Source organism: Vibrio sp. T9, from assembly GCF_003123985.1.
GTDB classification, from domain to species: Bacteria; Pseudomonadota; Gammaproteobacteria; order Enterobacterales; family Vibrionaceae; genus Vibrio; species Vibrio diabolicus.
Map to the genome: position 1 here is coordinate 220,339 of NZ_NIGY01000005.1, position 25,811 is coordinate 246,149.

Annotated in this window: 18 protein-coding genes; 8 read left to right on the plus strand and 10 right to left on the minus strand. The window is 49.4% G+C overall.

Annotated elements, in window-relative coordinates:
- Window positions 1-307 precede the first annotated feature (307 nt).
- On the plus strand, window positions 308-2,194 hold the full coding sequence (locus CBX98_RS11830; RefSeq protein WP_109169271.1) for a methyl-accepting chemotaxis protein: 1,887 nt from the start codon (window positions 308-310) through the stop codon (window positions 2,192-2,194).
- Between the two features lie 113 nt (window positions 2,195-2,307).
- Here CBX98_RS11830 and fecE read toward each other — a convergent pair whose 3' ends face one another.
- From fecE to CBX98_RS11860, 6 genes are all read right to left on the minus strand, one after another.
- Window positions 2,308-3,072, minus strand: coding sequence for a Fe(3+) dicitrate ABC transporter ATP-binding protein FecE (fecE, locus tag CBX98_RS11835; protein WP_109169272.1), 765 nt, complete (start codon window positions 3,070-3,072; stop codon window positions 2,308-2,310).
- A 2-nt stretch (window positions 3,073-3,074) separates the two neighbouring features.
- A complete protein-coding gene (locus CBX98_RS11840; protein ID WP_042762716.1) occupies window positions 3,075-4,046 on the minus strand; it encodes an iron chelate uptake ABC transporter family permease subunit in 972 nt (323 codons plus the stop codon).
- Window positions 4,043-5,080: an iron chelate uptake ABC transporter family permease subunit gene (locus CBX98_RS11845; protein ID WP_109169273.1), complete on the minus strand. Its 1,038-nt coding sequence runs from the start codon at window positions 5,078-5,080 to the stop codon at window positions 4,043-4,045. Before CBX98_RS11845 ends, CBX98_RS11840 begins: the two co-directional genes overlap by 4 nt.
- Entirely contained in the window at window positions 5,077-6,000 is a 924-nt protein-coding gene (locus tag CBX98_RS11850; protein WP_109169274.1) for a Fe(3+) dicitrate ABC transporter substrate-binding protein FecB, read from the minus strand. Before CBX98_RS11850 ends, CBX98_RS11845 begins: the two co-directional genes overlap by 4 nt.
- Window positions 6,001-6,100: 100 nt before the next feature.
- The gene (gene pvuA / locus CBX98_RS11855) at window positions 6,101-8,239 is read right to left on the minus strand and encodes a TonB-dependent siderophore vibrioferrin receptor PvuA (protein ID WP_109169275.1); all 2,139 of its coding nucleotides are present in this window, start codon (window positions 8,237-8,239) and stop codon (window positions 6,101-6,103) included.
- A 122-nt stretch (window positions 8,240-8,361) separates the two neighbouring features.
- Window positions 8,362-10,398, minus strand: coding sequence for a TonB-dependent siderophore receptor (locus CBX98_RS11860; RefSeq protein WP_109169276.1), 2,037 nt, complete (start codon window positions 10,396-10,398; stop codon window positions 8,362-8,364).
- A 250-nt stretch (window positions 10,399-10,648) separates the two neighbouring features.
- Between CBX98_RS11860 and CBX98_RS11865 the strand changes: the two genes are divergently transcribed.
- Genes CBX98_RS11865 through CBX98_RS11885 form a run of 5 tightly spaced genes read left to right on the plus strand, consistent with a single transcriptional unit; the run spans window position 10,649 to window position 17,897 of the window.
- The gene (locus CBX98_RS11865; RefSeq protein ID WP_109169277.1) at window positions 10,649-11,860 is read left to right on the plus strand and encodes a hypothetical protein; all 1,212 of its coding nucleotides are present in this window, start codon (window positions 10,649-10,651) and stop codon (window positions 11,858-11,860) included.
- A complete protein-coding gene (locus tag CBX98_RS11870; protein ID WP_109169278.1) occupies window positions 11,857-13,689 on the plus strand; it encodes an IucA/IucC family protein in 1,833 nt (610 codons plus the stop codon). Before CBX98_RS11865 ends, CBX98_RS11870 begins: the two co-directional genes overlap by 4 nt.
- 6 nt (window positions 13,690-13,695) lie before the next feature.
- The gene (locus tag CBX98_RS11875) at window positions 13,696-14,901 is read left to right on the plus strand and encodes an MFS transporter (protein WP_109169279.1); all 1,206 of its coding nucleotides are present in this window, start codon (window positions 13,696-13,698) and stop codon (window positions 14,899-14,901) included.
- A complete protein-coding gene (locus tag CBX98_RS11880) occupies window positions 14,873-16,702 on the plus strand; it encodes an IucA/IucC family protein (protein WP_109169280.1) in 1,830 nt (609 codons plus the stop codon). Before CBX98_RS11875 ends, CBX98_RS11880 begins: the two co-directional genes overlap by 29 nt.
- Window positions 16,695-17,897: a type III PLP-dependent enzyme gene (locus tag CBX98_RS11885; protein ID WP_109169281.1), complete on the plus strand. Its 1,203-nt coding sequence runs from the start codon at window positions 16,695-16,697 to the stop codon at window positions 17,895-17,897. The genes CBX98_RS11880 and CBX98_RS11885 overlap by 8 nt, the downstream gene beginning before the upstream one ends.
- Before the next feature lie 73 nt (window positions 17,898-17,970).
- Here CBX98_RS11885 and CBX98_RS11890 read toward each other — a convergent pair whose 3' ends face one another.
- From CBX98_RS11890 to CBX98_RS11900, 3 genes are read right to left on the minus strand one after another with little or no spacing between them, the layout of a single operon-like run.
- On the minus strand, window positions 17,971-19,215 hold the full coding sequence (locus CBX98_RS11890) for an ABC transporter substrate-binding protein (RefSeq protein ID WP_109169282.1): 1,245 nt from the start codon (window positions 19,213-19,215) through the stop codon (window positions 17,971-17,973).
- Window positions 19,216-19,217: 2 nt separating this feature from the next.
- Window positions 19,218-20,648, minus strand: a complete 1,431-nt coding sequence (locus CBX98_RS11895) for a HAMP domain-containing sensor histidine kinase (protein WP_109169283.1) — start codon at window positions 20,646-20,648, stop codon at window positions 19,218-19,220.
- A complete protein-coding gene (locus tag CBX98_RS11900) occupies window positions 20,638-21,345 on the minus strand; it encodes a response regulator transcription factor (RefSeq protein WP_109169284.1) in 708 nt (235 codons plus the stop codon). The genes CBX98_RS11895 and CBX98_RS11900 overlap by 11 nt, the downstream gene beginning before the upstream one ends.
- 253 nt (window positions 21,346-21,598) lie before the next feature.
- Here CBX98_RS11900 and ptsG point away from each other — a divergent pair, with 253 nt between their 5' ends.
- Window positions 21,599-23,041: a glucose-specific PTS transporter subunit IIBC gene (gene ptsG, locus CBX98_RS11910; RefSeq protein WP_109169285.1), complete on the plus strand. Its 1,443-nt coding sequence runs from the start codon at window positions 21,599-21,601 to the stop codon at window positions 23,039-23,041.
- 95 nt (window positions 23,042-23,136) lie between these two features.
- Here the strand turns inward: ptsG and CBX98_RS11915 are convergent, their stop codons facing one another.
- Window positions 23,137-23,583, minus strand: a complete 447-nt coding sequence (locus CBX98_RS11915) for a DUF302 domain-containing protein (protein ID WP_053808215.1) — start codon at window positions 23,581-23,583, stop codon at window positions 23,137-23,139.
- 227 nt (window positions 23,584-23,810) lie between these two features.
- Between CBX98_RS11915 and CBX98_RS11920 the strand changes: the two genes are divergently transcribed.
- On the plus strand, window positions 23,811-25,802 hold the full coding sequence (locus CBX98_RS11920) for a U32 family peptidase (RefSeq protein WP_109169286.1): 1,992 nt from the start codon (window positions 23,811-23,813) through the stop codon (window positions 25,800-25,802).
- Window positions 25,803-25,811: the final 9 nt, after the last annotated feature.

Below are 25,811 nucleotides of genomic sequence, written 5' to 3' on the forward strand. Positions count from 1 at the left end.
CACATTTTTAATGGATTATTTACCACTCAAACGTGATGCAAATCACCTTTTAATGAAATCAATTATCATTTACAAAAATAGACATATCCTTACTTTACAAATAGATAAATAACACAACTTAAAAGCCTTTTTCTTATTTGATGTAAAACTCAAAATCGCGACATGGAGTCAGTATTTATTTTGAGCAATAAAATATAATTATTGAACAGATTCGAATCTGACTTTCTGCTGCATATTCAACGGCTCGGTGAGTCCTGATGAGAATAAAAACACAACAACTATTATTCAAAGATCTATTATTCGCTTTATGTTCAAAAATCTATCATTAAAAAACAAACTGGCAATCTCTGCCAGTGCTGCCATCATTCTCGGGGGAGTGCTGGTAGAAGGGCTGTCTTTTCGAGATTCATTAAACAGACTGGATGTCGAAGTCGCGCAACGACTAGAAAGCACCAGCGCATCTTACAATCAATACGTAAAGGACTGGTTACTCTCAAAAGAGCGAGCACTGACGTCACTCTCTTCCGATTCAGAGAAGCGTTCTCTAGTTACGCACTTGAAACAAGTCCGAGACTCTGGCGCGTTTGATAACGTCTTTCTCGCTTACCCAGACGGCTCACAAGACAACGCCAATGGGGTGGTTTTGCCACCAGGTAATAACGACCCACGCAAATGGGGTTGGTACACCAACGCCATTGCCAATCCATCGAAAGTCTTTATGGATAACCCAACCGTCGCAGCGGCCACGGGGGCCAACGTCGTGTCGCTTGGTAAAGCCCTGCAACTACATGGTCAAACCGTCGTTCTGGGTGCTGACGTCGAGATCGGTGATATTCTGAACAGCCTCAACCAAGTTATCCTACCGGGTGAAGGCTATATGTTTATTGCCAATGAACAGGGCAATATTTTCACCCATAACGACGGTAAGCTGCTGAATCAACCTGTTAGCAAGCTGGGCCTAAACAACAGCGATATTACCTCTGCTGCACGTTCCGGTACAGAGCGTCGCGTCTCGATTAACAACACCGAATATGTGGTTTACGCGCGCCAAATTGAGGGCACCAAACTCACAACGGTCACAGTGTTAGATCAAAACTCGTTAGTTGCCCCTCTCTACGAAGCCGTTTGGGATCAAATCATCGCAACCACTATCGTCGTCGTCATCTGTGTGGCTTTGTTTAACCTGCTATGTAACATCTTGTTCCGTCCGCTCTACAATGTTTCGAATGCGCTCGCGCAAATCGCCAACGGTAGCGGCGACCTGACTCAACGCATCAAAGTAGAAAACCGTGACGAAGTTGGTGAACTGGCTGAAAACTTCAACCAGTTCGTTGAAAGTTTGCAGCAACTTATTGGTCACATTCGTCACCAAGCGGAAGAACTGGGCCAACAATCGGAGCTGAGCACGACTCGCGCGAATCAATCGGTTTCTGATCTGAACCATCAGCAACAAGAAATCACTATGGTGGCGACCGCTGTGACTGAAATGGCATCGGCAACGCAAGAGATTGCAGCGCATGCAGAGCAGACGGCTAAAGCCGCTCAAGACTCTTCAGCGAGCACACAAAATGGTCATGAATTGGTGATCAACTCCAAGTCGTCCATCAACAATTTGTCTTCTGAAGTCAACCAAGCGAGCGTTGTCATCGGCGAGCTAAACCAGCACGCACAAGACATCTCAACCGTGCTATCGACCATTCGAGACATTGCAGAGCAAACCAACCTACTTGCGCTTAATGCGGCAATTGAAGCGGCACGTGCAGGTGAACAGGGTCGCGGTTTTGCCGTCGTTGCTGACGAGGTTCGCGTGTTATCACAACGCACTCACACCTCAACCGAAGAGATTCGCTCGACAATAGAAACCTTGCAGCAAACCACACAACGCGCTGTAACCATCATGGATAAAAGCTCTCAGCTCGCACAAGGCTCGGTGGAAGATGCCGATCGCGCAGCACTGGCTCTGGATGAAATCAACGCCGCCGTTGCGCTGATCAGCGATATGGCTACGCAAATTGCCACCGCAGCTGAAGAACAAACTCACGTAACCAATGAAATCACGCAAAACGTCACGTCAATTAAAGATGTGACCGATCAGTTGGTGGTTAGCGCAGCAGAATCGATGAATCAATCTGCTGAGTTGAAATCGCAGGCAGAAGATCTCAACTCGAAAGTGGCGACGTTTAAACTGGCTTAAACGGTCAAATCTACAACACTCTCTAAAACAACAAACCCCGCTAGCAAATTTATTACTAGCGGGGTTTATTTTTTATGACGCTGCGTTTTTATCGCGGAAAGTGTTGGGACGATTTACACCGCCACACACATCGGCGTGCCTGAGATTGGGTCATTAAATACTCTGGCTTGTAAATCAAACACCGATGCCAACATGCCTTCTGTCAGTACCTCTTGCGGCGTTCCCTGCGTAACTAGCTGACCTTTTTCCAACACCACCAAATGATCGCAGTAACGGCACGCTTGGTTTAGATCGTGCAGCACCACCACCACGGTTTTGCCTTTGTCGTTCATCTGCCTCATCAGCTTCATCAGCTCAACTTGATGGGAGAGATCCAGATAAGTGGTAGGCTCGTCGAGCATCACTACGTCAGTATCTTGCGCCATCACCATTGCAATCCACGCTCTTTGTCGTTGACCGCCAGACAGCGATTCAACCGGCTTGTCAGCAAACTCAATCACGCCAGTATCTTGCATTGCTTGCTCGACCAAGGCGTTGTCTTGTTGACTTAACCGACCCCAATGAGAGAGATAAGGCGAGCGGCCATATTCGACCAGTTTTCTGACTGTAATACCTTCAGGACTGACAAGAATCTGCGGCAGCAAAGACAACGAGCGTGCCAAGCGTTTATCACCGTAGCTGCTTAGTGGTTTGTCGTCATACAACACTTGGCCGGACGCTGGTTTATTGATGCGTACCAAGGTTTTTAATAGTGTCGACTTACCGCAACCATTTGGGCCAACAAGCGCGGTAATTTTACCTTGAGGAATCGACAAAGAGAGATCCGGAATGATGGTCTGTTTACCGTACGCGACGGATAAATTCTGCGTTCGTAACATGCTTACCAACCTCGATAACGATACAAAAGAAAAATGAAATATGGTGCGCCAATAACAGAAGTCAGCACTCCCGCTGGCAGCTCAATCGGCGGCTGTAAGCCTCTCGCTAGACCATCGGCGCAAATCACCAACAGCGCGCCAAGGGTTGCAGAAGCAGGAATCAATAACTTGTGGTTGTGACCAAACAACAAACGCGCAAGATGCGGCGCAAGCAGGCCAACAAAGCTGATCGTGCCGGCCACAGACACGCTGATGCTCGCCAGCAGCACCGCAGCAATCAACGCAAGAATTTGGATCTGTCTTGGTTTCGTGCCAAGTGTAGTGGCACTTTCTTCTCCCAGTCCCATCACATCTAACCGCCATGCCAGCCAAAACGCCAATGGCAGTAGCAGCATTAGAGCACTCCAAATAAACGGCACTTGTTGCCAGTTTCGTCCCCACAAACTGCCCGTTAACCACACCATCGCCGTGTTGATTTCGATAGGGTGCACAATCAGAAGAAAGTCGATACCGCTGGCTAAAAATGCGCTGACAGCAACACCAATCAGCGCCAAACGCGCAGGTGTTGGCTTCGACCAATAAGCCAGCACAGCAATAAAGCCTGCGGCAAGCAAGCCTCCCGCCATGGCGACCATCGGCAACATTGCCACTGGCGCATTCGGGTACAACACCAAGCAAGCGGTAGCCGCCAGCCCTGCCCCTGCGCTTATCCCCATCAAATCTGGGGAGGCAAGTGGATTACGGATGACGCCTTGAACTAAGATGCCAGACAGCCCCAACCCAGCGCCCACGCCAATGGCGAGCAACATTCTCGGCAATCGATATTGGTGAATCACAAAGTCCGAATCAGAAAAAGAAAACAGCAATGCAAAAACCTGTTGAGCCGACAGATTCGCCGCGCCAACAAACAGCGTCAGAGAAGACGCAATCAGCAACAATCCAAGCAGTGCCATCAGTTTGGTTTGATTCATCATGATGATTTCCTCATTGCAATTGCGATAAAGCAAGGTGTGCCCAACAGCGCGGTAATCACGCCCACCGGCGTTTCGCCCGGAAAGGCAATCGCGCGAGACAAAGCATCTGACCACGTCACCAATGCCGCGCCACACAAAGCGGAAACCGGAATGAGAATGTGATAATTGTGACCAACAATCGGGCGAACCAAGTGCGGCACTAACAACCCGACAAAGCCAATGGGCCCAGCAATCGCTACGCTAGTACCCGCCAACAGCACAACCGATAAACCGCTGATTAATCGCGTAAGACGAATGTTACCACCCAGGCCGACAGCAACTTCGTCCCCTAGCGCGAGTAAATTTAAGTTCCGCGCTAAGCCCATGGCGAGCACCAAACCTAAAGTCGCAAAAGGCCACAGTTGCTGCCACTGCTGAGATTCCACCGCAGAGAGTGAACCCGTTAACCAATGCAACACGCTGTAAGCCATGTCATCCGCCAAAATTACCGACGCACGAGTTAACCCTATCAGCAGCGCACTGATGGCAATGCCCGCCAACACCAAACGCAACGGGTGAGAACGCGCAGAGAAAAAACCACCCAACAACATGACCGCACCACCACTTAGTAGCGCGCCGAATACTGCGTTGATGATTGGGTTCAATTGACTAAAGAATGGTACGCCGATGGAGGCCAAGGCCATAAAACACGCCGCACCAGCATTAATGCCGAGAATGGATGGCGACGCCAAAGGGTTGCGAGTTAACCCTTGCATCAGCACACCGGATACCGCAAGCGAAGCACCAATCAATAACCCAGCATAGGTGCGAGGAGCGCGCAACGTCGCAAGAATTTGATGCAGCATATTGCCCTCATCAAACGCAAACCAATAGCTTGTCAGGTCATTAACACTCAAGGAAAAGTTAGACCAGCCAATCATTGAGGCGGTATAGCCTGACAGCGTACACAACGCCATAGCACAGACAAACAAGCTCGCTTTCCAATGCGATTTGCTAACCGAAGACGCGCTTTCTGAGCTTATCGCCGCACTCATGAGCGCTCCAATAACGCTTCAAGGTTGCGAGCAATTTCTTCCGCAGCCAACATGCCGCGATTTAATGACCACAGCTCCGGAGAAACTTCTACCAGTTGCTGCTTTTTCGCCGCAGTTAACAGCTTAAATAATGGATTTTTGCGCCATTCATCCACGATATTTGGTTGAGAGTAAAGTCCAACGAGTAACCAATCAGGGTTGGTTTTTAGTAAAAGTTCGAAGCTGGTTGGGATATACGCATTGCGCTCAGATGGAGCCAGCGGGCTTTGGATGCCTAGAGTGCTCAAAACGCCTCCAGCGTAAGAAACCCGGCTATGCAGCCACATCCCTTTGTCGGAAACCACACCAAACTGAATGGTTTCTTGTGTCGAAAAATGCTGTTTGAACTCCGCCATGGTCTGTTTGTGCTGCTCAATTCGTTGTGTCATTTGCGCTTGTTTGCCAATTGCCACGCCGATTTTGTGTGCGGATTCGAGATTTTCTTGATATGTCTCACCACGGCTTTTTAGCAGCAAAGTTGGCGCAATTCGCTGCAAATCTTGATAAATCGCGCGATGACGTTCGGCATCGGCAATGATCAAATCAGGCTTGAGCACCGCAATCGCCTCTAAACTCGGTTGTGAGCGCATGCCGACCGATTGCCAAGGCTCAATCTTGGCACGAACAGCAGGAATGACTCGTGTGGCATCGTTGTCATCGGCAACGCCTACCGGTGAGACATCGACTGCCGCTAATGCATCGACAAACGAAAATTCTAAAACCACAATACGTTGTGGTATCGCTTCTAGCTCAAAAGTGCCTTGCTCATCTTGCACGCTGCGCGCCTGAGAAAATGCGCTAAATGACATCAAAGCTGAGCTCAACAGCATCAACAAAACGGTTGAAAAGTATTTGATCGTAAATTGTTTTTTATTTTTCATCTTGCTTTTTCCAGTGCTAAGAGTTTTCCAGTACCTAAGATCGGCAAAGTCGCCAAGGTAAATTGGCGACTTTTCTTTTCAAACTCGGTGAACGAAACGCTTAAAACTGATAGTTCAGATCCAGCGTGTAGGAGCGCCCCGGAGCTGGGTACCGACCAACTGGGCTTGTATCAATCCCGCGGAAGTAATACTCCTCGTCAAACAAGTTGTTCACCGCAACATTCATGCGTAACTTGCCTTTGTCGTCTTTGTATAAATCCGTCCCCAAGTTGAAGTTCCACACCATGTAAGACGGCACCTTACCTTTTGCGCCTGTTGCGTCTTCGGCACTGGTGTTGGCGTTATCGGTATACGAATCACTGAAGTAGAAGCCCGATAGCGTGGTGTCCATGCCGTAAAACGCGTAGGTTGCATCCCAACCAAGCTGATGCTTAGAGGTGTAAGGCAGTTGATTACCTTTATTCTCACCTTCTTCTTCAAGCGTAGCGTCTAGATAGTTGTAGCTTGCGCCTAAACTCAGTGCAGGTAGTGCTTCAGGCACGTAACGAGCAGAAAGCTCTATGCCTTGGTGAAGTGTTTTTCCGATGTTATCGAAGGTCTGCGTTGAGCTTTGCCATTGCAATTGATCTTCAAAGTCGATGCGATAAAGTGCAGCGTTAAAGCTGGTCGCATCTTGGGTGTAACGCGCGCCGACTTCGTAGTTCCAAGCCAGTTCGCTACCTTCTTCACCCAAACCTCGGATGTAGGCAATTTGTGGCGCACGAAGTGATTTTTGCGCGTTCGCATACGTCACCCACTGGTCAGTTAAGTTGTATGCCACCGTCAAACCTGGCAACCATTCCGTCACGGTGTTGTCTGCCGTTTGTTTTTTACCACGATCGGTAAACGTCATTCGAACCGACTCAACACGCAACCCAGGCGTTACCTTCAATGTATCATTGAACAAACCAATTTCGTTGCTAACGTATCCAGCAAACGCGTCCGTATCTAGATGCCAATCACGCGGAACGCTGGTTGCACCACCGGCGATTGGAGTCTGAGTGAGTTTGTAGTCAATGTCTTCATTAACATAACGGGTACCCACGATCCAGTTTTGAGTAACGGATTTACCTTCGCCAAAGTACATCGCCATTTTTGGCTCTATACCATACACGGTAAATTCACGTGGAGAGGTACGAACGTCCGTCGCTGGCAGAGCCGGATCCGCCCAATGGCCACCCGCGCTGTTAAAGCCCCACTTGAAAAGACGCTCTGACTTATGGCCAAACGTTAGCACTTCTAGCTCAGCACTGTCGGCAAATGGCAAATCGTGAATGTACTTAACACTCCAGCGTGTCGACTTACCTTCATAATCATCGTAAGGACGTTTCGATTGGTGACGATCTTGTTCGTAGTCTTGTGGCGAAAGTGCGCCCGGCATTTGCGTTTCAGCATCGTAACGTTGCAGGAATGCTTGAATCTCTTGAGCATCACTCAGTAGCCACTGTGCTTTAGCTTGAAAGTTCTTCACGTCCGTATCGGAATGTTCACGGAAGCTTTCGCCTTTTAGGAAGTTACCTTCCAACTGCAGCGCGAATGTGTCGCTTAACCAGCCACCCGTGCGTAGGTAAAAATCATTCAGCGGCGCATCACCACCGTCAAACACGGTAAGGCGGTTGCTGATTTCAGTTTGCCAAGTGTGTGGAATCGGTTTGGTCACTAGGTTGATCACACCACCGACGTTGTTTGGACCGTACTGCACTGCGGCACCACCGCGTACAATGTCAATACGATCAAGCATCGACAGCGTTGCTGGGAAGATAGACTGACCAGTATGACCGTAAGGCGCGAGCGTTAGCGGCACACCATCCATCAAGAACTGAGCATGACCACTGCGGCTTGCTTTCAAACCACGTACGGAAATGTTAGGCAATACGCCTGTTCCGCTTTCATCCTGAACTTTAATACCCGGCACGCGCTGTAGCGCATTATCAATCGAACCCGCTGCGGTTTTCTCAATTTGATCACGGGTAATGACGGTACGAGCACCTGGGTACTCTTTGACGTCTTCAATGTCAGAGTTGCCAATCACGCTGCCAGTGACAACCACCGTTTCCATCACGGTGGTTTCGTTTTTTGCGGCAGGAGCGGCAACCGCGCTCATGGAGGTGGCAGAAGCGATAGCAATCGCGAGCACACTGTAAGTGGTAGACAAACCAGCACGTACACGCACTTTACCATCCAAATTCTGGTAAGACATTAAGGTCTCCTTTGCGAGAAATTGAGCCTCGGGCAGAACATTTCCCGTAGGCTCTCGGGGCTAAAACATCCTCAATAAGAGGCAAAAAATCGGCTAACGTGCGCCAACTACGCACAACAAGCCTAGAACTGGTATCCGTAGCTAAGCATGAACTCGGCTGGTGCGCCGTAGCCAATCTGGTTTAGGCCAGACGTGCCGTTTGTTGCGCCAAGAATGTATTTCTCATCCAAAATGTTGTAAGCGTTCGCTTGGATCTTGTGACGACCAGTGGTGTACGCCGCCATCAAATCCACCGTGGTGTAATCGCCAAGTGCGACGGCTTCGTCGTTACCTGCATAACGGTCGCCCACGTATTTCACGCCGCCACCCAAACGCCAGTTGTCATCCAATTGGTAAGTGCTCCAAAGGGAGAACAAGTGGTCTGACACATCATTCGGCTTTTTACCTGTGGCTTTGTCTTCTGCGTCCAAGTAGCTGTAACCAACAGAGATATCCCACTGTTTGGTGATTTGTCCGCGAGCTTCTAGCTCAATGCCTTGGTGACGTACTTCAATTTTGTCGATGACATCGCCGTCTACGTTGGTTTGTGGCTGCTCTTGGTCGATCTGGAACAGTGCCGCATTCAACATTAATGCGTTATCCAGCAGGTACGCTTTCGCCCCCACTTCTTTTAGGTCTGTATGGAAGAATTCCGCCAACTTTGGATTGATGTAGATGCCTGCGTACGGCAACTGCCAAGAGCGCGCTAAACTGGCGTAAACGGATGTGTCGTAATTGATGCGGTATACCAAACCAGCGCGATAGCTGACTTTGTCATCGTCCAATTTTTCCTTTCCTGCGCCCGCTTTTTGCTGTTCGAGATCCATCGAGTCGTAACGCACATTACCGATCACAGAAAGGTCGCCCCACGTGTACACATCTTGTACGTACACACCCGTGGTTGTGGTGGTATTGTCACGGAATGGTTTGAAGCCCGGATCGGGTGTTGGGCCCACAACTGGGTTGTAGATATTTTGCGGAGGAAGCGTTTTGTCACTTGCCAACGTCAGGTCGATATCAATTTGGTTGAAATCTGCACCCACCATCAATTGATTGTCCCTGGTTTCCCAAACCAACTCAGATTGCAAAGTGGTCGTAGTACGTGGATCGTAACCAAAGTTGTTAACGGTTTGAGACACTTCATTACCCGTCACTTTGCCCTGACGCGTGCCTTTTTGCTCAAGTTCGATATGGTTGAACGCCGCTCGGTTGTTCCATACCCATTGATCATTCAGACGCCATTCGTAATCCACCGCAATACGGAGACTGTCTGACTCCTGATAGTCGTTTGTGCCGCCAAAGTAAGTACTTACTGGTAAATCAACTGGCTTGCCATTTTTTGATGGCACACCACGATATGGCACTAGTTCTTGATGGGCGTATTCCACGTCAATATCAATGGTGTGACCATCCGCTGGTAGCACACGAATGGTCGGTGCAATGAAGAAATCGTTTGAATCAACATGATCAACGTACGAGTCGGCTTGACGGTATTCCAAGTTAATACGCCCGTTGACCTTATCTGAAAACGCCATTGAGCTGTCGACCTGACCGACATACTGGTTGTTGCTGCCTACACTACCGTTTACGTGAGTAAAATTCTCACCGTTAGCGCGTTTCGTCACCAAGTTGATGATGCCCCCAGCCGAACCACGGCCATACAAAGCACCCGCAGGGCCTTTGACAATTTCAACGCGTTCAACGTTCGCTAAGCTGCGGTAAGACTGCAACGTACCGTCATCTCGCAAGCCATCACGGTACATATCGTTGAGTGAATCAAAACCACGGATCATGAACTGATCGCGGCTGCCTTCGCCCAAGGTGTTATTGACCCCGGCTACCCCATCTAGCGCATCCACTAAACGCACCGCGCCTCGGTCTTGCATTTCTGTTTTCGTTACTACGGATACCGCTTGTGGCACATCAAGCCATTCCACATCGGTTTTGGTGCCTGATTGAGGCATGTGTTCAGCATAACCTTCGTACTGATGCCCGAAGACTTGAATCGTTTCAGTTGCTGATGAGGTTGAGTTCGTCTCTTCTGAAGCCACTGCGCTTGGTGCTACTAGTGAAGAACCAATCGCGACCGCCAAGGGGGTCAGGGTCAATAATTTATTCATTCCATAATTCCGTTTAGTTGTTATAAAGCCAACGGATGGAAATAAGAACAAATATTATTTCTATTTGCAATGTTAATTTTATGCTCTATATTTATTTACCCTAAAAACACAACTAACAACAAAAAAAACCAAACATAATAACAATAAACACTAAAACTTCTGCCCTCCGTCTCGCGAGAGGCACATTGGAAGACGACCGTGAGCGACTTTATCAACGTTAGAAGAAAATGTTAGAAAATTAGGAAAGCTCATGAAATCTACGATGATTATCGTAAGTCATGTCGTTAACGATGCAGTCACTCACGGCTTCGTGCCTGCAGCTAAAGCGATGGACCTTCACGTCGTTCTTATCACCGACCATAAGCTCAGCCATTTAGAGCTGGCGAGTCGTGATAGTCACTTTAATCCGGATACCATTCTAGAATGTGATGTCTTCAACCCATTAGAACTCATCGAAACCATCACGGAGCATGAATTAAAGCCAGACGCTATTTTCAGCAATAGTGATCACTTACAAACTTCCACCGCCATCTGCGCGCAATTTTTTGGCCTCCCATCCAAAGATTGGTCTGTCACGTTAAAAGCCAAAAACAAACACTTAACTCGACAAGTGTTAAATGAAAAAGCCCTACCCAACACACAAAGCTGTTTGCTGCACCGCCATTCGAATGTGGCATTAGGCATGGCCTTTCCTGTCGTAGCAAAACCCAAAGAAGGCGTGGCAAGTTTAGATGTGCAGCGCTGTGACTCCCAAAGCGAGCTCGACGCATACTGCGATGCGTTTTGGCAAAAACACCCAAACGCCGCCATTCTGGTGGAGCAGTTTCTTCAAGGGCCGTTGGTTACGCTAGAAACTTTAGGAGATGGTGAGCGCCTTATCGCCGTGGGCGGTTTTGATGTGTCGCTCTCTGAGCCGCCTTACTTTATCGAAACGGCCGCAGACTGGAACGGACCAAACGGCATTGCTCACCGAGAAGCTTGCGTGGCTCAACTGAAAGCGTTTGGCGTTGGTTTTGGTGTTTGCCACAGCGAATTTATTATCACTGAAAACGGCCCAGTCCTAGTGGAAATTAACTACCGCAGCATTGGAGATGGTCGCGAATTCTTGCTCAACAATCTCGCTCACTTCGGTTGGTTTAGCACGATTTTAGGTCTGCATTTAGGCCGAAGATTGGACGGCGATTACCAAATTCATGGGTCAGCGCACGTGCACTACGTAGTTGCGGAACACAGTGGTGTGATTGATGGAGATTCGACGTCGTTCATCCAACACGATGACGATATCATCACCCAGCAACAGGTACTAAAAACCGCTGGAGAACACTTCCAACAGAGTTATTCCAATAAGGATTATCTCGCCCGAATTTCGATTGTCTCACCATCAGGGCGAAACCTCGACCAAGCGCTGCAGAACGCGCTTAGCAATTTCGATCTAGCTCCGACTCGTGAGGTGGCAGCATGAATGACAACGCTTTGTATCTAACGCAACGATTGATCGACACTTGCTTACGCGAAGACATGTTTGGCATTTTGTCGAAAGCCAAGTTCAGTAGCGACGCGCCAAAAGGGGTAATTGTTCCTCAAGGCGAGCAAGTCTGGCTGATATTTGCCAACTCTGATTTCACGTTGTATTTACCCGTTGCGCCAACGTATTACATGCAGCACTGGCGCTACGGCCACGCCTATGACGAAACACCACAAGGTTGGTGGGTGGAGAAAAATAGCCAAGTCGAGCATCAACAACATTACAAAGAGTGGATTGCACTACTAACGACACTGGCGCATGAGAGCTCTCACGAATTGTTGGCGGGGTATCTTCAAGAACTGGAATGCGCAGAGAAACACAAAGCACTGTGTGACCAAGCGTTTCGTCACCACGCCGACCACATTTCTCAACCAATATCCGAGCTTGGTTCTTGGCATCAAAAACTGCTGCTTGCCGACCAGATCGCTTCTTACCTAGACCACCCGTACTATCCAACTGCGCGGGCGAAGTTTGGTCTGAGCGATGAAGACCTTGCTAAGTACGCGCCCGAGTTCGCACAAAACTTTGCTCTGCATTGGATTGCGATTGAAAAATCACTGGTGACATTAACCAGCGGACAACCTGATTGCTGGCCAACAATGGAGCAAGTGGGGCTTCCTGCTGATTTTGCACTGAGCCACGTACTGTTCCCTGCGCATCCGCTCACCCTTCGCTCTTTAGAAGCCTTACCCGAAGGCATGATAGAAGCGCCGTTTACGTACCTAGACGTGACGCCAACGCTTTCCGTTCGTACTGTGGTAGTCAACGACGCGCCGCATATTCACATCAAAGTTCCGCTGATCATGCGATCGCTAGGCACGAAAAACATTCGCTTAATCAAGCCTTCAACACTGTATGACGGCCACTGGTTTGAACGCCTACTCAGCCACCTTGAACAAACGGACGCAGACTTAAACACTCGCTTGTTCCATTGCAACGAAAAACACGGTGGACACGTCGGCGAGGATAAAACCTTCGCGTACATCGTACGTGAGTACCCACTTACTCATTGCGAAGACAAAGCGTTAGTTCCGGTTGCAGCACTGGCAAGCCCAATGCCTGACGACCGCTTGTTCTTAGAACATTTGGCGGAGCAGTACTATCAACAAGATACGCTGGCGTGGTTCCAAGATTACGTCGACCTTCTTTGCCAAGTGCACCTCACCTTGTGGCTTCGTTATGGCATCGCATTGGAGTCCAACCAGCAAAACGCCATCGTTGCATTTGATCAACAGGGCAAAATGACGCTCGCGATGAAAGACAACGACGCGGCGCGAATTTGGCCTGAGCGCTTCCACTTTGCTACAGAGCATGCTGCCCAAAAACACGTCGCAGGAACAACTCCCGTGGATTGTGATGAACTGCTCGACCAACGCATCAAAGTCGACAATGAATTGGCGCTCGGTCAGATGTTTACCACCATCACATTACAACTGGATATCGCAGCGATTGTAGAAGCCATGGCAGCGAAGGGCATTGCCTCTTCAGCATCGCTTTACGCCATCGTGGCCAAAAGCATTGCAGAGCAACTCAACCGACTAGAAAGCGGAGGGTTAGAGACAAAACTGGCACGCGAGCTACTGCAAGAGGCGCCTGATTTGTACGCCAAGTACTTGTTGAGTTCTGGTAGTTTGCTCTCGAAAGAAGCCTCCGGCGCGAGTGACATCAATAAGTTCTATGGTTTGTCGGCTCCGAACTTCTTGCTGCTTTCTAGCGAAGAAGCGCAGCGCGCCTACTTAGAAGCCATCAAAAAAAGCGTACGTTAAACGATTATGACCAAACTCATCTACAGTGTGTTGTTGTGCCACTTTATCGCTGCGTTTGCCGCGTTAGGTATGCCGCTATTTCTACCCGTCGTATTGCCAACGTTAGGCGCAAGCATTGATGCGGACTGGGCAGGGGTATTGTTTATCCTACCTACGTTTTGTACTGCGTTGGCGGCGCGATTTTGGGGCAACTTTGCCGATCGCTACGGTCGCCGCCGCTCACTCTTGCGTGCGCAACTTGGCCTTGCAGCAGGGTTTGCGCTGTGCGGCTTGGCAGACAACCTCGCCATGTTTGTGTTTGGTCTTATTGTTCAAGGAACCTTTGGTGGCACCATGGCCGCCTCGAACAGCTACTTATCTAGTCAAATTAAAGAAGCCAAAACACTCGGCAAGTCACTCAATAAAACCCAACTATCTGCTCGCTTGGCGCTGATCGTTGCGCCCATAGGGCTCGGCTGGAGCTTGTCAGAGACCGACCCACTCAACGCGTACCTGTGGTTATGCGTTTTGCCTTTGATTGCTATGGGCATCACGCTAACACTGCCAGCGGATAAACCCGCCGACCAAAACCTCGAAAAGCCAAACTCAGAATCTCAGCAAGAACAACCTGTTGCAAAGAAAAACGCAATGCATGCCATTCGCTGGATCTTCTTTGCTCAGTTCGGGTTTGCGTTTTCTATGGTGGTGACCTTTCCTTATTTCTCGCCGTTTGTGCAGCAATATGGCATCACTCACCACGCATGGATCGGTTTTTTGTACGCACTGCCGCATGGCGTCTATCTGTTGCTGGCAGGCAAAATCCACGTGTTGTCAGATGGGTTGAATCGCCATCAACCGCTGCGCACGTTGTGGCTCGGGTTTGCATTGCTTGCCGTGAGCTCTGCCTTGCATTTGATTGCGTCCGAAACCGCACTCATTGCTGCGAGAATTATCTTCGGCATCGCGATGGTGTGTTGCTATCACGGATTGCATCAGCATCTTGCGAGCAATCTGGATCGCAAACTCAGTGGCAAAGTATTTTCTCGCTTTGATGCCATGTCCAAATGGGGTGGCGTGGCAGCGGGATTTTGCGCTTCTTTCATTTCTAGCTTGGGGCTACTTGAGGTTCCTTTCCTACTTTCTGCGATAGTCAGCGTAATCACCTTGATCGCGCTGGTTCTCCATTCAAAATTTGGAAATCAACATGTTACAAACTCAATCCTCTCAGACTAGCGAGTTGCGCGCGCATGATGTGCAGCTCAATCGGGAGAAGGCCCAACTCAACACGATTATGGGTGTTCTTAATTGTTACTTACGTGAATTTGCGCTACCGAATCAACAAGTGGAATGGCACTACCAATCGACATCGCTACCCCAAACGTTAAAACGCAACTATTCCGCCAAGCAACGGGTAGCCGTTCATCTTTCTCAACAAAATGGCGTGCTGGTTTTACCGATTCACTACGCGAGCAAACTGGGCAAAATCAAATTAGCAGAACTGCCTTGGGCAAAAATGCCGGGATCTGGTTGGGCGAAATCGGATGCCACGCAAACTCTTACGCTTTTGCTTAACTATCTCAAGCAGGTGTTGACGATCCCGTTTAACCATGAGCTGATCGAACAACTGGAAAATAGCGTGCTGGTTACCGAGCAGTTTCTCAACGTCGCGCCCAAATCGCATCACAACGAGTTTATCGCTTCGGAACAATCTCTGATTTGGGGGCATACTTTCCATCCGACCCCGAAAGGTCGTTCGGGCGTCACCATGGATGATCTCTTGGCGTTTTCTCCAGAAGTCGGCGCGCAAGTCCCGTTGTACTGGTTTGAAGTGGATACGTCCTTACTTGATGTGCTGAGTTCCGACGGAGACGCTAACCCTGCGCAGCGCATGCTACAACAGCTCGCGCCACAACACGCCACCAGCAATGGGAAGACCCTCTACCCTTGCCATCCTTGGGAAAGCTACACCATTTTGAGCAACCCAAGCGTGAAGCGTGCCATTGAACAAGGCAAGATCACGCCACTGGGTTTAGGTGGTGAAAAGATGCAGCCGACCTCTTCAGTTCGTACCCTCTACCACCCAGATATGGACTGGTTTGCGAAATTCTCCATCAACGTACGATTAACCAATTGCGTGCGTAAAAACGCGTGGTACGAACTCGACAGCGCCGTGCAGCTCACGTCGATTCTCAAACCGATTCGAGAAAACGAACAGCTGCACAACCCTGTATTTAAAGTGATGACAGAGCCTTACGCCACCACATTAAATCTAGAAAGTGTCGCTGAGCGTAATTGGGATGACAACACCAAAGCGCGCGAATCGTTTGGGATTTTGTATCGCGAAAATTTCTCGCTGAGCGAAGTCGATATCTTAAAACCAACCCTCGCTGGCGCTCTGTTTGCTTACGACAAAAACGGCAACAGTTGCATTGCTCAACGCCTTAAAAACAAAGCGCGTACTACGCAAAATCGCTATTCCGACATCGCGACACTGTGGTTTGAACGCTATTTGCATTGCCTAATTCCGGGCGTGTTTAATTACTACTTCAAACACGGGGTGGCGTTTGAGCCGCATTTGCAAAACACCTTGATTGGCTTTGAGCAAGAGATGCCGTGTTGTGTTTGGATTCGTGATTTGGAAGGCACTAAATTACTGCCAGAGTTCTGGCCAGCAGAAACATTAACTGATTTGTCTGAACGCGCGCGACAATCGGTTTACTACAGTCGCGAACAAGGCTGGAATCGCATCGGATACTGCACCTTTATCAACAACATCAGCGAAGCGATTTTCTTCATCGCAGAAGGTGATGAGCCACTAGAGCAAACGCTGTGGAATGCGGTGCAAAGTGCCATTGTGCGTTGGCAATCAGTGAATGGAAAACAGCCGGAACTAGAAGCGTTGCTGAATGGCGGTCACTTCCCAAGCAAAAATAATTTCACCACGCGTTTGATGCAAAAAGCCGATAAGGAGTCGGGCTATACCCAAGTCGCCGCGCCTTGGCAGCAACACGAAAAAGGAGCGCAACATGTCTAATTCACTCTCCCTACCGACACGCGTTAGCCAGCAAGTTCACACGCTCGCACAGCAGCAAAATCAACCTTTGTGCGCGTACGTGTATGACCTAAAAGCCTTAGGAGAACACATCAAACAACTGCGTCACGTTTTGCCGAAAAATGTCGAGCTATTTTACGCAGCCAAAGCCAATCCATCAGGCCCTATTCTCAAAACGCTCGCGCCGTATGTCGATGGTTTTGAAGCGGCATCTGGCGGGGAGTTGACACACCTCCACCAGCAACAACTCGATAAGCCATTGATCTTCGGTGGCCCAGGAAAAATGCCAAGTGAATTGCAACAAGCGATTGAGCTGGATGTTGATGCAATTCATGTCGAAAGCCTCACCGAGCTGCAACGCATTGGAGCAATAACCGAGCGCCTCAACCGCCCTGCTTCGATCTTTTTGCGTATGAACATTGATATTGGCGACATCACGCTCAGCAAGTTGGCGATGGGCGGCAAGCCGACTCCTTTTGGTTTGGACGAGTCCGAACTGAGTAATGCTTTAATGTTGCTGCGCGATTTCCCGCAAGTGTCACTGAAAGGTTTCCATTTTCACTTGATGTCGCATCAGCTTGATGTTGAACGTCACTTAGCGTTAATGCAGCGCTATTTCCAAGTCGTGAAAACGTGGCAACAAGAGTTTGAACTCGGTGAGCTGATGATCAACTTGGGCGGCGGCATGGGCATCAACTACCAAAACCCTGAGCAACACTTTCCGTGGATGGAGTTTTGCGACAAGTTGGAATTCCTCATCGCTAAAGAGCAAGTGCAAGATTGGACACTGCGTTTTGAATGCGGACGTTTCATCACGGCGGCATGTGGTTATTACGTGATGGAAGTACTGAATATTAAGCAAAATCTTGGCGAAAACTTTGTCATCGCGCGCGGAGGAACCCACCATTTCCGCACGCCAGCAGCGCAGAGCCATGATCATCCATTCGTCATCCTGAAAAGCGAGCAACACCATGAGATTTCTCACCCAATTCAGCATGCACAAGCAACTTTTGTCGGCCAGCTTTGTACGCCCAAAGATGTGCTGGCACGCAATCAACACGTCGCCCACGTCGATATTGGTGATTACGTTGTGTTTACCTTAGCGGGCGCGTATGCGTGGAACATCTCCCATCAAAACTTCTTGATGCATGAACCACCGATCTTCCACTATTTTTAAACGGCATACTTCGCTTTACTCAAGCCCCAATCATTGGGGCTTTTTTATTCCACTCGGCACAAATTCATTGCCATTAACCGCTTTGCGAAATAGCAATAATGCGTTTTATCAGCTCGTCGGGTTCCATCTTGGGATTGCGGTAAAAACGGAAGATTTCCGAGTTTATCGCTTGCTGAGCAACCGGATTGACCGCCATCGAATCAATCATACTCGGCACAGCGAGGTTGTGTTTAACGCCGTAGTGAAAGTCTTGATATGACTGGACCTGACACGGATTAAAATCGCTGATGTCGATATCGGTACGTACCGGAATCGAGCCTTTTACCTTATTGAACTTAGCTTGAAACTCGACGTCTGCCAGCGCGCTTGCGGTTTGCTGAGCAGCCTCGGCAGAAAACGACTTGCTCGACATAAACACCAAGCTGTCCATGTTGTAGAGGAATACACCATCGCTGTCAGGCGTTGGGTAACAGCCGACCTCTTGCGGGACTGAGACTTGATTGGCGAGCAGCTCACCCAAAATCCAATCTCCACCGATTTGAAACAGCGCTTGACCGTCGGCTAGCGCTTGGGTCGCCGTATCCCACTTACTGTCGGGTAATTGGTTGTCTATCAACAAACTCAGGCGGCGAAATTGCGTCAGAGCTTGACGCAGTGTATCGCTGTCGATGCTGTCGCGTTCTAGTTTAACCATAGCATTGGTGTAGAACTCAACGCCGCCAGTGGAGATCACTAAGTTCTCGAAAAGTTGGGCGACTTGCCACGGCTGCTCACCGACCGCGATCGGCACGATGCCATTTTGCTTCGCAAGCTCCATGGCGGCGAACATTTCTTGCCAATTTTTCGGCGCGGAAAGATTCAGTTGTTTAAGCAGCTTGTGGTTGACCCACAACCAGTTCAAACGGTGCAGCGTAAGTGGCAGGGCGATATAGCCGTTTTGTGTTTTATTGATTTCGATAGACAGCGGGTAGAGCACCTCGTCCCAGAGCTGCTCATCGGCAACCACGTTGACGTTGTGCAAAATACCGATGGCATCCCACGCTTTAATACTTGGCCCTTCGATTTGCGCGAAGCTCGGTGGATTGCCCGCCAGCGCGCGAGCTTGCAGTACCGTCATCGCGCTGTCGCCACCACCGCCTAACACCGGGCTTTGCAGCAGCTCTATATCGTGCCGTTTTAGCTGAGCTTTAAGTGTTTGCAGCGCTTGCTGTTCGCCGTCAGAAGTCCACCAATGTAAAAACTCTACCCCTTGTGGCGACTCAGCGTGAGCGACGCAAGGGGCGAGCAACAGTGGGAACAAGAATGCCAGTTTGTTCATAGTCAGTCTCTCGGGAAAGTCAGCGTGGCGCAGAGGCCGCCAAACTGAGAATGGCTCAGCAACAAGTTGCCGCCATGAGCCTTTGCAATGCTCTGTGAAATGGTTAACCCCAGCCCACTGCCTTCTTTATCGTTGCTAGCGCGGAAGTATGGCTGGCAGAGCTTTTCAAGTAATAAATCGTCAACACCGCCACCGTGATCTTCAATTTCAATCTGGATCGACTCTGGGCTTTCACTCAGCGTAATATCTGCTTGATTGCCGTATTTGAGCGCGTTATCGACCAGATTCTGAATGCAGCGCTTAATCGCTAACGGTTTACCAGCAAAGTGGGTGCGGATTTCACCGTGGATGCGAATTGTGTCCGGCGCATCGGCGATATTGGCGGAAATGTGCTGAATCAGTTGGGTGAAATTGATCGGCTCGATTTCCTCGTGGATATCGGTCTCTTTAATGCATTGCAATGCGCCTTTAACCATCAAATCTAGGTCGTTACTCAGGCGGATAAAGCGTTCTCGGTCGGCGTCGTCATCCAGCATTTCCGCCCGTAGTTTTAGGCAAGCAATCGGCGTTTTCAGATCGTGTGAAATGGCACTGAACAGCATCTCGCGGTCTTTAATGTGGCTGTCGATGCGTCGGTTCATTTTATTAAACGCACGTACCGCCGCTTTCAGTTCGTTACTGCCTCGTTCAAAAACTTCGGGCACGTCTAATCGGCTCGACATCAGGGTTGCGGCTTTTGCCAGCTCTCGAATGGGTTGAATCTCTTTGCGAACGATAAACCAGGTGCACAGCAACAACATTAGCGCGGATAGCAATAGTGTCAGCCATTGGCGCAGCTCAAAATAGTTAGTCTCTAGGTTGATGTAAGGCGCGGGTAGCACCGCCGCGAGATAAAACCATTCGTTCTGCGCGACTTCGACCTGCATCACCAGAATGGGTGGATTGAGGTCACCAAACGAAAGCGAATAATGCGCCCACAATAGCGGCAGTTCGTCGATAGGTAGCTCGTTGTTGAATACTTTGAGTTTGTCGCGCTGGGTGAACTCCACCTCGATATTAGGAATGCCGCTCAGCTCGCTTTCTAATACCTCGCGAACTTGGTTGATGACCAACGTTTTGCGTTCGCTCTCCGGCAGCGGGTCGACGTCAATCTGGTGATTGTTGAGTGAGACGAAAAAGCGTGTGCCGCCCATATTGCGTAGTTGATTGAGCACCAAGTGGCGGTATTCCGAAGGAAGGGTTTGAAAGAAGGCGATGGTGGAAGAAGCGCTCAGCGCTAAGCTTTTGACTGTGGTGGTCAGGCCTTCTTTATCGCGTTCGCTGGCGTGTTGATACCAGATAATCCCGGATAATACCTGCGCCAGAATGATCACCAGCAACAAGAACACACTGGTACGAACGACCAGTGAGCCCGTCCAGCGTTTAATTCTCATAATGCACGTCCGTGGTCAGCATGTAGCCTTTATTGCGCACCGTTAGGATCAGCGAGCGGTCTTTATCTTCAAGGTGATGACGCAAGCGGCTGATCTGCACGTCAATGCCGCGTTCAAACGGGTCGGCATCGCGTCCCCAGATCTCGCGCGCAATGTCATCGCGAGACAATATTGATTGCGCGTGGTTGACGAACAAACCGAGCAGCGACAAATCCGCGCCACTAAGTTGCTTAACTTCGCGGCGAGCAACGTGGGTCAGTTGCCGGGTTACGGTATCTAACAACCAATCGTCAAAACGCACTTTACGCGTCAGTTTGCTATTGGCGGTCGTTTGGCTGCGTCTCAGAATCGTTTTGATGCGCGCGAGCAGTTCACGCGGACTGAATGATTTGGTGATGTAGTCATCAGCGCCCATTTCGAGCCCTGCGACTCGGTCGGCTTCTTCAGTGACGGCGGTCAGCATGATGATCGGGATATCGGAATTTTTGCGCAGTTTCTGGCACAGGGTAAAGCCGTCTTCACCGGGCATCATAATATCGAGGATGATCAAATCGGGATGGTGATCGTTGAGCAGTTGCCACATCACGCCGCCGTTTTCCGCGCAAAGCACTTCAAACCCTGCGCGGCCAAGGTAATCCGACAACGCTTCGCGAAGGTCGAGGTTGTCATCGACGACCAGTATCTGCTTGTTTTCCATCCTACTTTCCCTGTGCCTGCCCCTGAGTTTGGCGCTGGCCAATATGATGCATTCTTATACGCCCATGCACAATCGAGCCGATTACAATTTTCACTTCTCGGTGTAAGAGATTTGTAAGCGGCCACTTACAAACTGATTGCCTTTTGTAACCTTAGGCGCCGCCTTGCTCGCTATGATCATCCTGACCTTACGTGAAACAACATGACCTGAAGGAATCAGGCCCTACAACACTGGCATTCGTCAGGAGGAAACCATGTTTGCAAGTATATTTGGACAACTACAAAAAATAGGGCGGTCGTTGATGCTGCCTGTGGCGGTGTTACCGGTAGCCGGCTTGATGCTGGGTATTGGTAACGCGGGTTTTGCGTTTATTCCAGACGCGGTCAACAAAGTGATGCTCGCCGCCGGTGAAGGCGTGTTCGGCAACATGCAGTTGATGTTTGCGGTCGGAGTGGCGCTCGGGTTATCAAAAGGCAATGACGGTGCGGCTGCGCTCGCTGGCTTAGTTGGCCTAATTATTATGAACGCATCGCTCGGTATCGTGACTGGTCTGCGCGGCCTAGAAACTGACGCCACCATCATGAGCGTTGAGACGCTACAAACCGGGGTGTTTGGCGGCATCTTTATCGGTGCGGTCGCGGCAATCATGTACAACCGCTTCTACAACATCAAACTGCCGGAATATTTGGGCTTTTTCGCGGGTAAGCGATTTGTGCCCATTGTCACCGGTCTATCGGCGATCGTCGTTGGTGCGATTCTCGCGTTTGCATGGCCACCTGTCGGACAACTTCTTGATGCATTCTCTCATTGGGCAGCGTACCAAAACCCTGTACTCGCGTGGGCGGTTTATGGCGCGGGCGAACGTTCATTACTCCCGGTTGGTTTGCATCACATCTGGAATGCGCCGTTCTTCTTTGAAGTCGGCAGCTATGTAGACCCAGAAACAGGCAAAGAGTTTACTGGTGAGCTCACTCGCTTCTTCGCAGGCGATAAAACCGCGGGTTATCTGTCTGGTGGCTTTATGTACTCCATGTGGGCGCTCCCAGCAGCGGCACTGGCGATTTACCACTGCGCGTCTCCAGAGCGTAAGAAAATCGTCGGCGGTTTGATGATGTCTGCGGCGTTGACCTCTTGGTTGACTGGTATCACAGAGCCAATCGAATTTACCTTCCTATTCGTCGCGCCAGTGCTGTACGTGATCCATATTTTCCTAACTGGTATCGCGTTTGCAATCACCGCATTTTTGGAAATCAAACACAGTACGGACTTTGCGCACGGTGCGATCCAGTTCTTCCTTTACTACCCAATGTCGACCAACGCGTGGATGTTCATCATCATCGGTCCAATCTGGGCGACGCTGTACTACGGCTTGTTCCGTTTCCTAATTGTAAAGTTGGATCTGAAAACGCCGGGTCGCGAAACTGACATTGCAGAAGTGAAGATTGCCGGACAACCTGATGAAATTGCGGTGGATGTAGTGGCTGCATTGGGCGGCAAAGCCAATATTAAGTCAGTCGATGCGTGTATCACCCGTCTGCGTGTCTCAGTAAAAGACATTGCCAACGTTGATGTTGCTAAGCTAAAAGCGCTCGGCGCGCGAGATGTGTTAGTGATTGGCGACAGTTTACAAGCGATTTTCGGTACGCAGTCTGACTCAATTAAGTCAGAGGTGCACAGCGTACTCGCCACCTCCTGATCTTACCTCCCCCAATCTAGGTAAGATTTGCCAACCTCCTTGTGAGGTTGGCTTTTTCGTTTTCGGAGTAAAAAAAGCGAAGCCAATAACCAGTCCTACTTCGCCGCCGCGTTGGTTAAATTGCCCAGCACGCCGCTGATTTTGTTCAATACCTCGTCGCAGCCTTCAATATGATGGCGCTGTTTTAAATACATCGGATCGTTGTAAGCTAACCACGTTTTGCCTTCATCATCTTCATACACCAACACTTTTTGGGGTAAATCGAGCGCCACTTCCTGCGCACAGATCATCAGTGGCGTGCCCACTTTAGGGTTTCCAAACACGATAACTTCGGTTGGTCGCAACGTCATATCGACTTTCGTGGCATTCTCTTGATGGTTAATGCGCGCAAAGACGTTCAACCCTTTTTCTTGCGCGATAGCGACAAATTTATCCGCCGTATCTTTTGCTGAATGCGTGCTCGCAACGGTTACCACACCCTCACCAGCTAACGCACTCAATGACGTCAACGCCACGACCAACCCGATGATTACTTTTTTCATTTGTCGTCCCTTCCTCTCTCTGAGTCGAAAACTAAATATAGAAAAACCAAGTGTAGGAAAACTATAGAAGTCAGATTCCGCTATCGCGAACTGCACTCTACCCACTCAAGAGTCGACCGTGTAACACGGATTAATTGATTCAGATTAATAAAGCATTAACTAGCTGAGCATCAAAAGCGTGAAATACGTAACATTTGCAGCCTATTTTAGTAAGACAGAGAAAAGTAGTGACACGCGATCAATTTGAGTTATTAGCACCCGGTGGTGATTTAGATTCCATCAAAGCCGCCATTGCCGCTGGCGCCGATGCAATTTACTGTGGGCTCGACCGCTTCAATGCTCGTAACCGAGCGACCAACCTCACCTTAGATAACTTAAATGGCGTGTTAACGTTAGCCCACCAGCACAGCTGTAAGATTTTCCTAACGTTGAATGTGCTGATTTTAGAAAGTGAAATTCCAGCGATTGTTCGCTTACTCAGCCAACTGAACACCACCAAAATCGATGGCGTGATCGTGCAAGATCTCGGTCTGGCCTACATTCTCAAACATCACTTCCCCGATTTGGATGTGCACGCTTCAACGCAACTGAACACGCATAACGAAGGCCAGATCCTCTTTCTCAACCAGCTCACCGCAAGCCGAGTAAACTTATCTCGCGAACTTAACATCGATGAAATAAAACATCTGGCGCAATTTGGTCGCGAGCACAACGTAATGATGGAAGTGTTTGTCCACGGCTCATACTGCATCGGATTCTCCGGAATTTGCTATATCAGTTCCGCTCGCAATGGTGCATCAGGTAACCGTGGACGCTGCAGCCAACCTTGTCGCGAACAGTACGAAACGACCAAAACGGGCAACAACTACCCACTCAATATGAAAGACAATTCCGCCTTTGGGGACTTGAAAGCGCTTGCCGATGCTGGCGTGTATTCATTAAAAGTGGAAGGACGAATCAAGAAATCGCACTACGTCTATACCGTGGTCGACAATTGGCGTAAGCAAATAGATCGCTTCTGCGATGGTGTCGAGTTGTCGAATGATACCACTGAGTTGTACACGGTATTTAACCGCGATTTCTCCAACGCATTTTTGCAAGGCGACTTTGGTAAAGCGATGTATATCGACAACCCTCGCGATCACGCCGTCAAACACTTCTCGAAGATCTACAAATGTGAATCCGCCAATGATGTACAAGGCGTGAAGAAAAAGCTCTACGACGATAAAACCGCGATCATTGAGAAAGTGGCAGAGCAAACTAAGTCGTTCGATGTCACTTCGACACAAGTATCCGGCAGCAGCTTGAAAGGGTCGATTGATGTGCCAACTCTGCCAGCGTTACCTCAACCAGAACCTCGCCAAGGTGCGCCAAAATTATCGGTTCTGATCTCGTCAGCACAAGAAGCCATGCTGTGCGAATACCACGACATTGATGTTTACTATCAATTGCCAATGGGATTGTCTGGCGAACTGAGCGCGATGATAGAATTGTTCCAAGCCAACCCAATGCTCAAACCTTGGTTCCCTGCCATTTTGATTGGCGAAAACTACCAAGCCGCGCGCGTATTTTTGGAAACCATCCAACCTGAGTTGTCGATCACCAACAACTCAGGCGTCAGCATGATCGCAAAAGAGCTCAGCTTAGGCTGGGTGGCAGGCCCACAAATGAACACGGTGAACTCATACGCGTTTAAATGCCTTCAAGACGAGTTCGCGGCAAGTGGCGCGTTTATTTCTAACGAGCTGAATATGAAGCAGATGCGCCAGATAAAGCGCCCGCAAAACATGCGCTGCTTCTACAGCATTTATCATCCAAATACCCTACTCACGAGCCGCCAATGTTTGTTCCAACAAACCGAAGGATGCCGCAAGATTAAGGTCAACAAAGGTTGTTTGAAACGCTGTGATAAACGTACGTCTATCATCAACTTAAAAGACAATCCGTATGTGGTGCAAAAACAAAAAGGCAGCCACAATTCGATCTACAGCGAACACAACATCTTAAACCTGCAAGTGCTGCACGATCTGCCGCAATTGTTTACCGATGTGTTGATCGATCTGCGTGATATCCAGACCGAGACGAAAGTCTCAGCAAGCAAACCTGAGTTGATTGACGCGTTCTTAGCTCTACTTGAAGAACACAGCGAACAAACCGTCCAAACGCTGAATGCCATGATTCAACCAACAGCCAACGCGCAGTATTTAAAGGGGTTGTAGAATTTTTCT

Bases quoted from the DNA above. Each gene is read 5' to 3' on its own strand.
- CBX98_RS11830 (WP_109169271.1), top strand. From the start codon at position 308: ATGTTCAAAAATCTATCATTAAAAAACAAACTGGCAATCTCTGCCAGT.
- fecE (WP_109169272.1), bottom strand. From the start codon at position 3,072: ATGTTACGAACGCAGAATTTATCCGTCGCGTACGGTAAACAGACCATC.
- CBX98_RS11840 (WP_042762716.1), bottom strand. From the start codon at position 4,046: ATGATGAATCAAACCAAACTGATGGCACTGCTTGGATTGTTGCTGATT.
- CBX98_RS11845 (WP_109169273.1), bottom strand. From the start codon at position 5,080: ATGAGTGCGGCGATAAGCTCAGAAAGCGCGTCTTCGGTTAGCAAATCG.
- CBX98_RS11850 (WP_109169274.1), bottom strand. From the start codon at position 6,000: ATGAAAAATAAAAAACAATTTACGATCAAATACTTTTCAACCGTTTTG.
- pvuA (WP_109169275.1), bottom strand. From the start codon at position 8,239: ATGTCTTACCAGAATTTGGATGGTAAAGTGCGTGTACGTGCTGGTTTG.
- CBX98_RS11860 (WP_109169276.1), bottom strand. From the start codon at position 10,398: ATGAATAAATTATTGACCCTGACCCCCTTGGCGGTCGCGATTGGTTCT.
- CBX98_RS11865 (WP_109169277.1), top strand. From the start codon at position 10,649: ATGAAATCTACGATGATTATCGTAAGTCATGTCGTTAACGATGCAGTC.
- CBX98_RS11870 (WP_109169278.1), top strand. From the start codon at position 11,857: ATGAATGACAACGCTTTGTATCTAACGCAACGATTGATCGACACTTGC.
- CBX98_RS11875 (WP_109169279.1), top strand. From the start codon at position 13,696: ATGACCAAACTCATCTACAGTGTGTTGTTGTGCCACTTTATCGCTGCG.
- CBX98_RS11880 (WP_109169280.1), top strand. From the start codon at position 14,873: ATGTTACAAACTCAATCCTCTCAGACTAGCGAGTTGCGCGCGCATGAT.
- CBX98_RS11885 (WP_109169281.1), top strand. From the start codon at position 16,695: ATGTCTAATTCACTCTCCCTACCGACACGCGTTAGCCAGCAAGTTCAC.
- CBX98_RS11890 (WP_109169282.1), bottom strand. From the start codon at position 19,215: ATGAACAAACTGGCATTCTTGTTCCCACTGTTGCTCGCCCCTTGCGTC.
- CBX98_RS11895 (WP_109169283.1), bottom strand. From the start codon at position 20,648: ATGAGAATTAAACGCTGGACGGGCTCACTGGTCGTTCGTACCAGTGTG.
- CBX98_RS11900 (WP_109169284.1), bottom strand. From the start codon at position 21,345: ATGGAAAACAAGCAGATACTGGTCGTCGATGACAACCTCGACCTTCGC.
- ptsG (WP_109169285.1), top strand. From the start codon at position 21,599: ATGTTTGCAAGTATATTTGGACAACTACAAAAAATAGGGCGGTCGTTG.
- CBX98_RS11915 (WP_053808215.1), bottom strand. From the start codon at position 23,583: ATGAAAAAAGTAATCATCGGGTTGGTCGTGGCGTTGACGTCATTGAGT.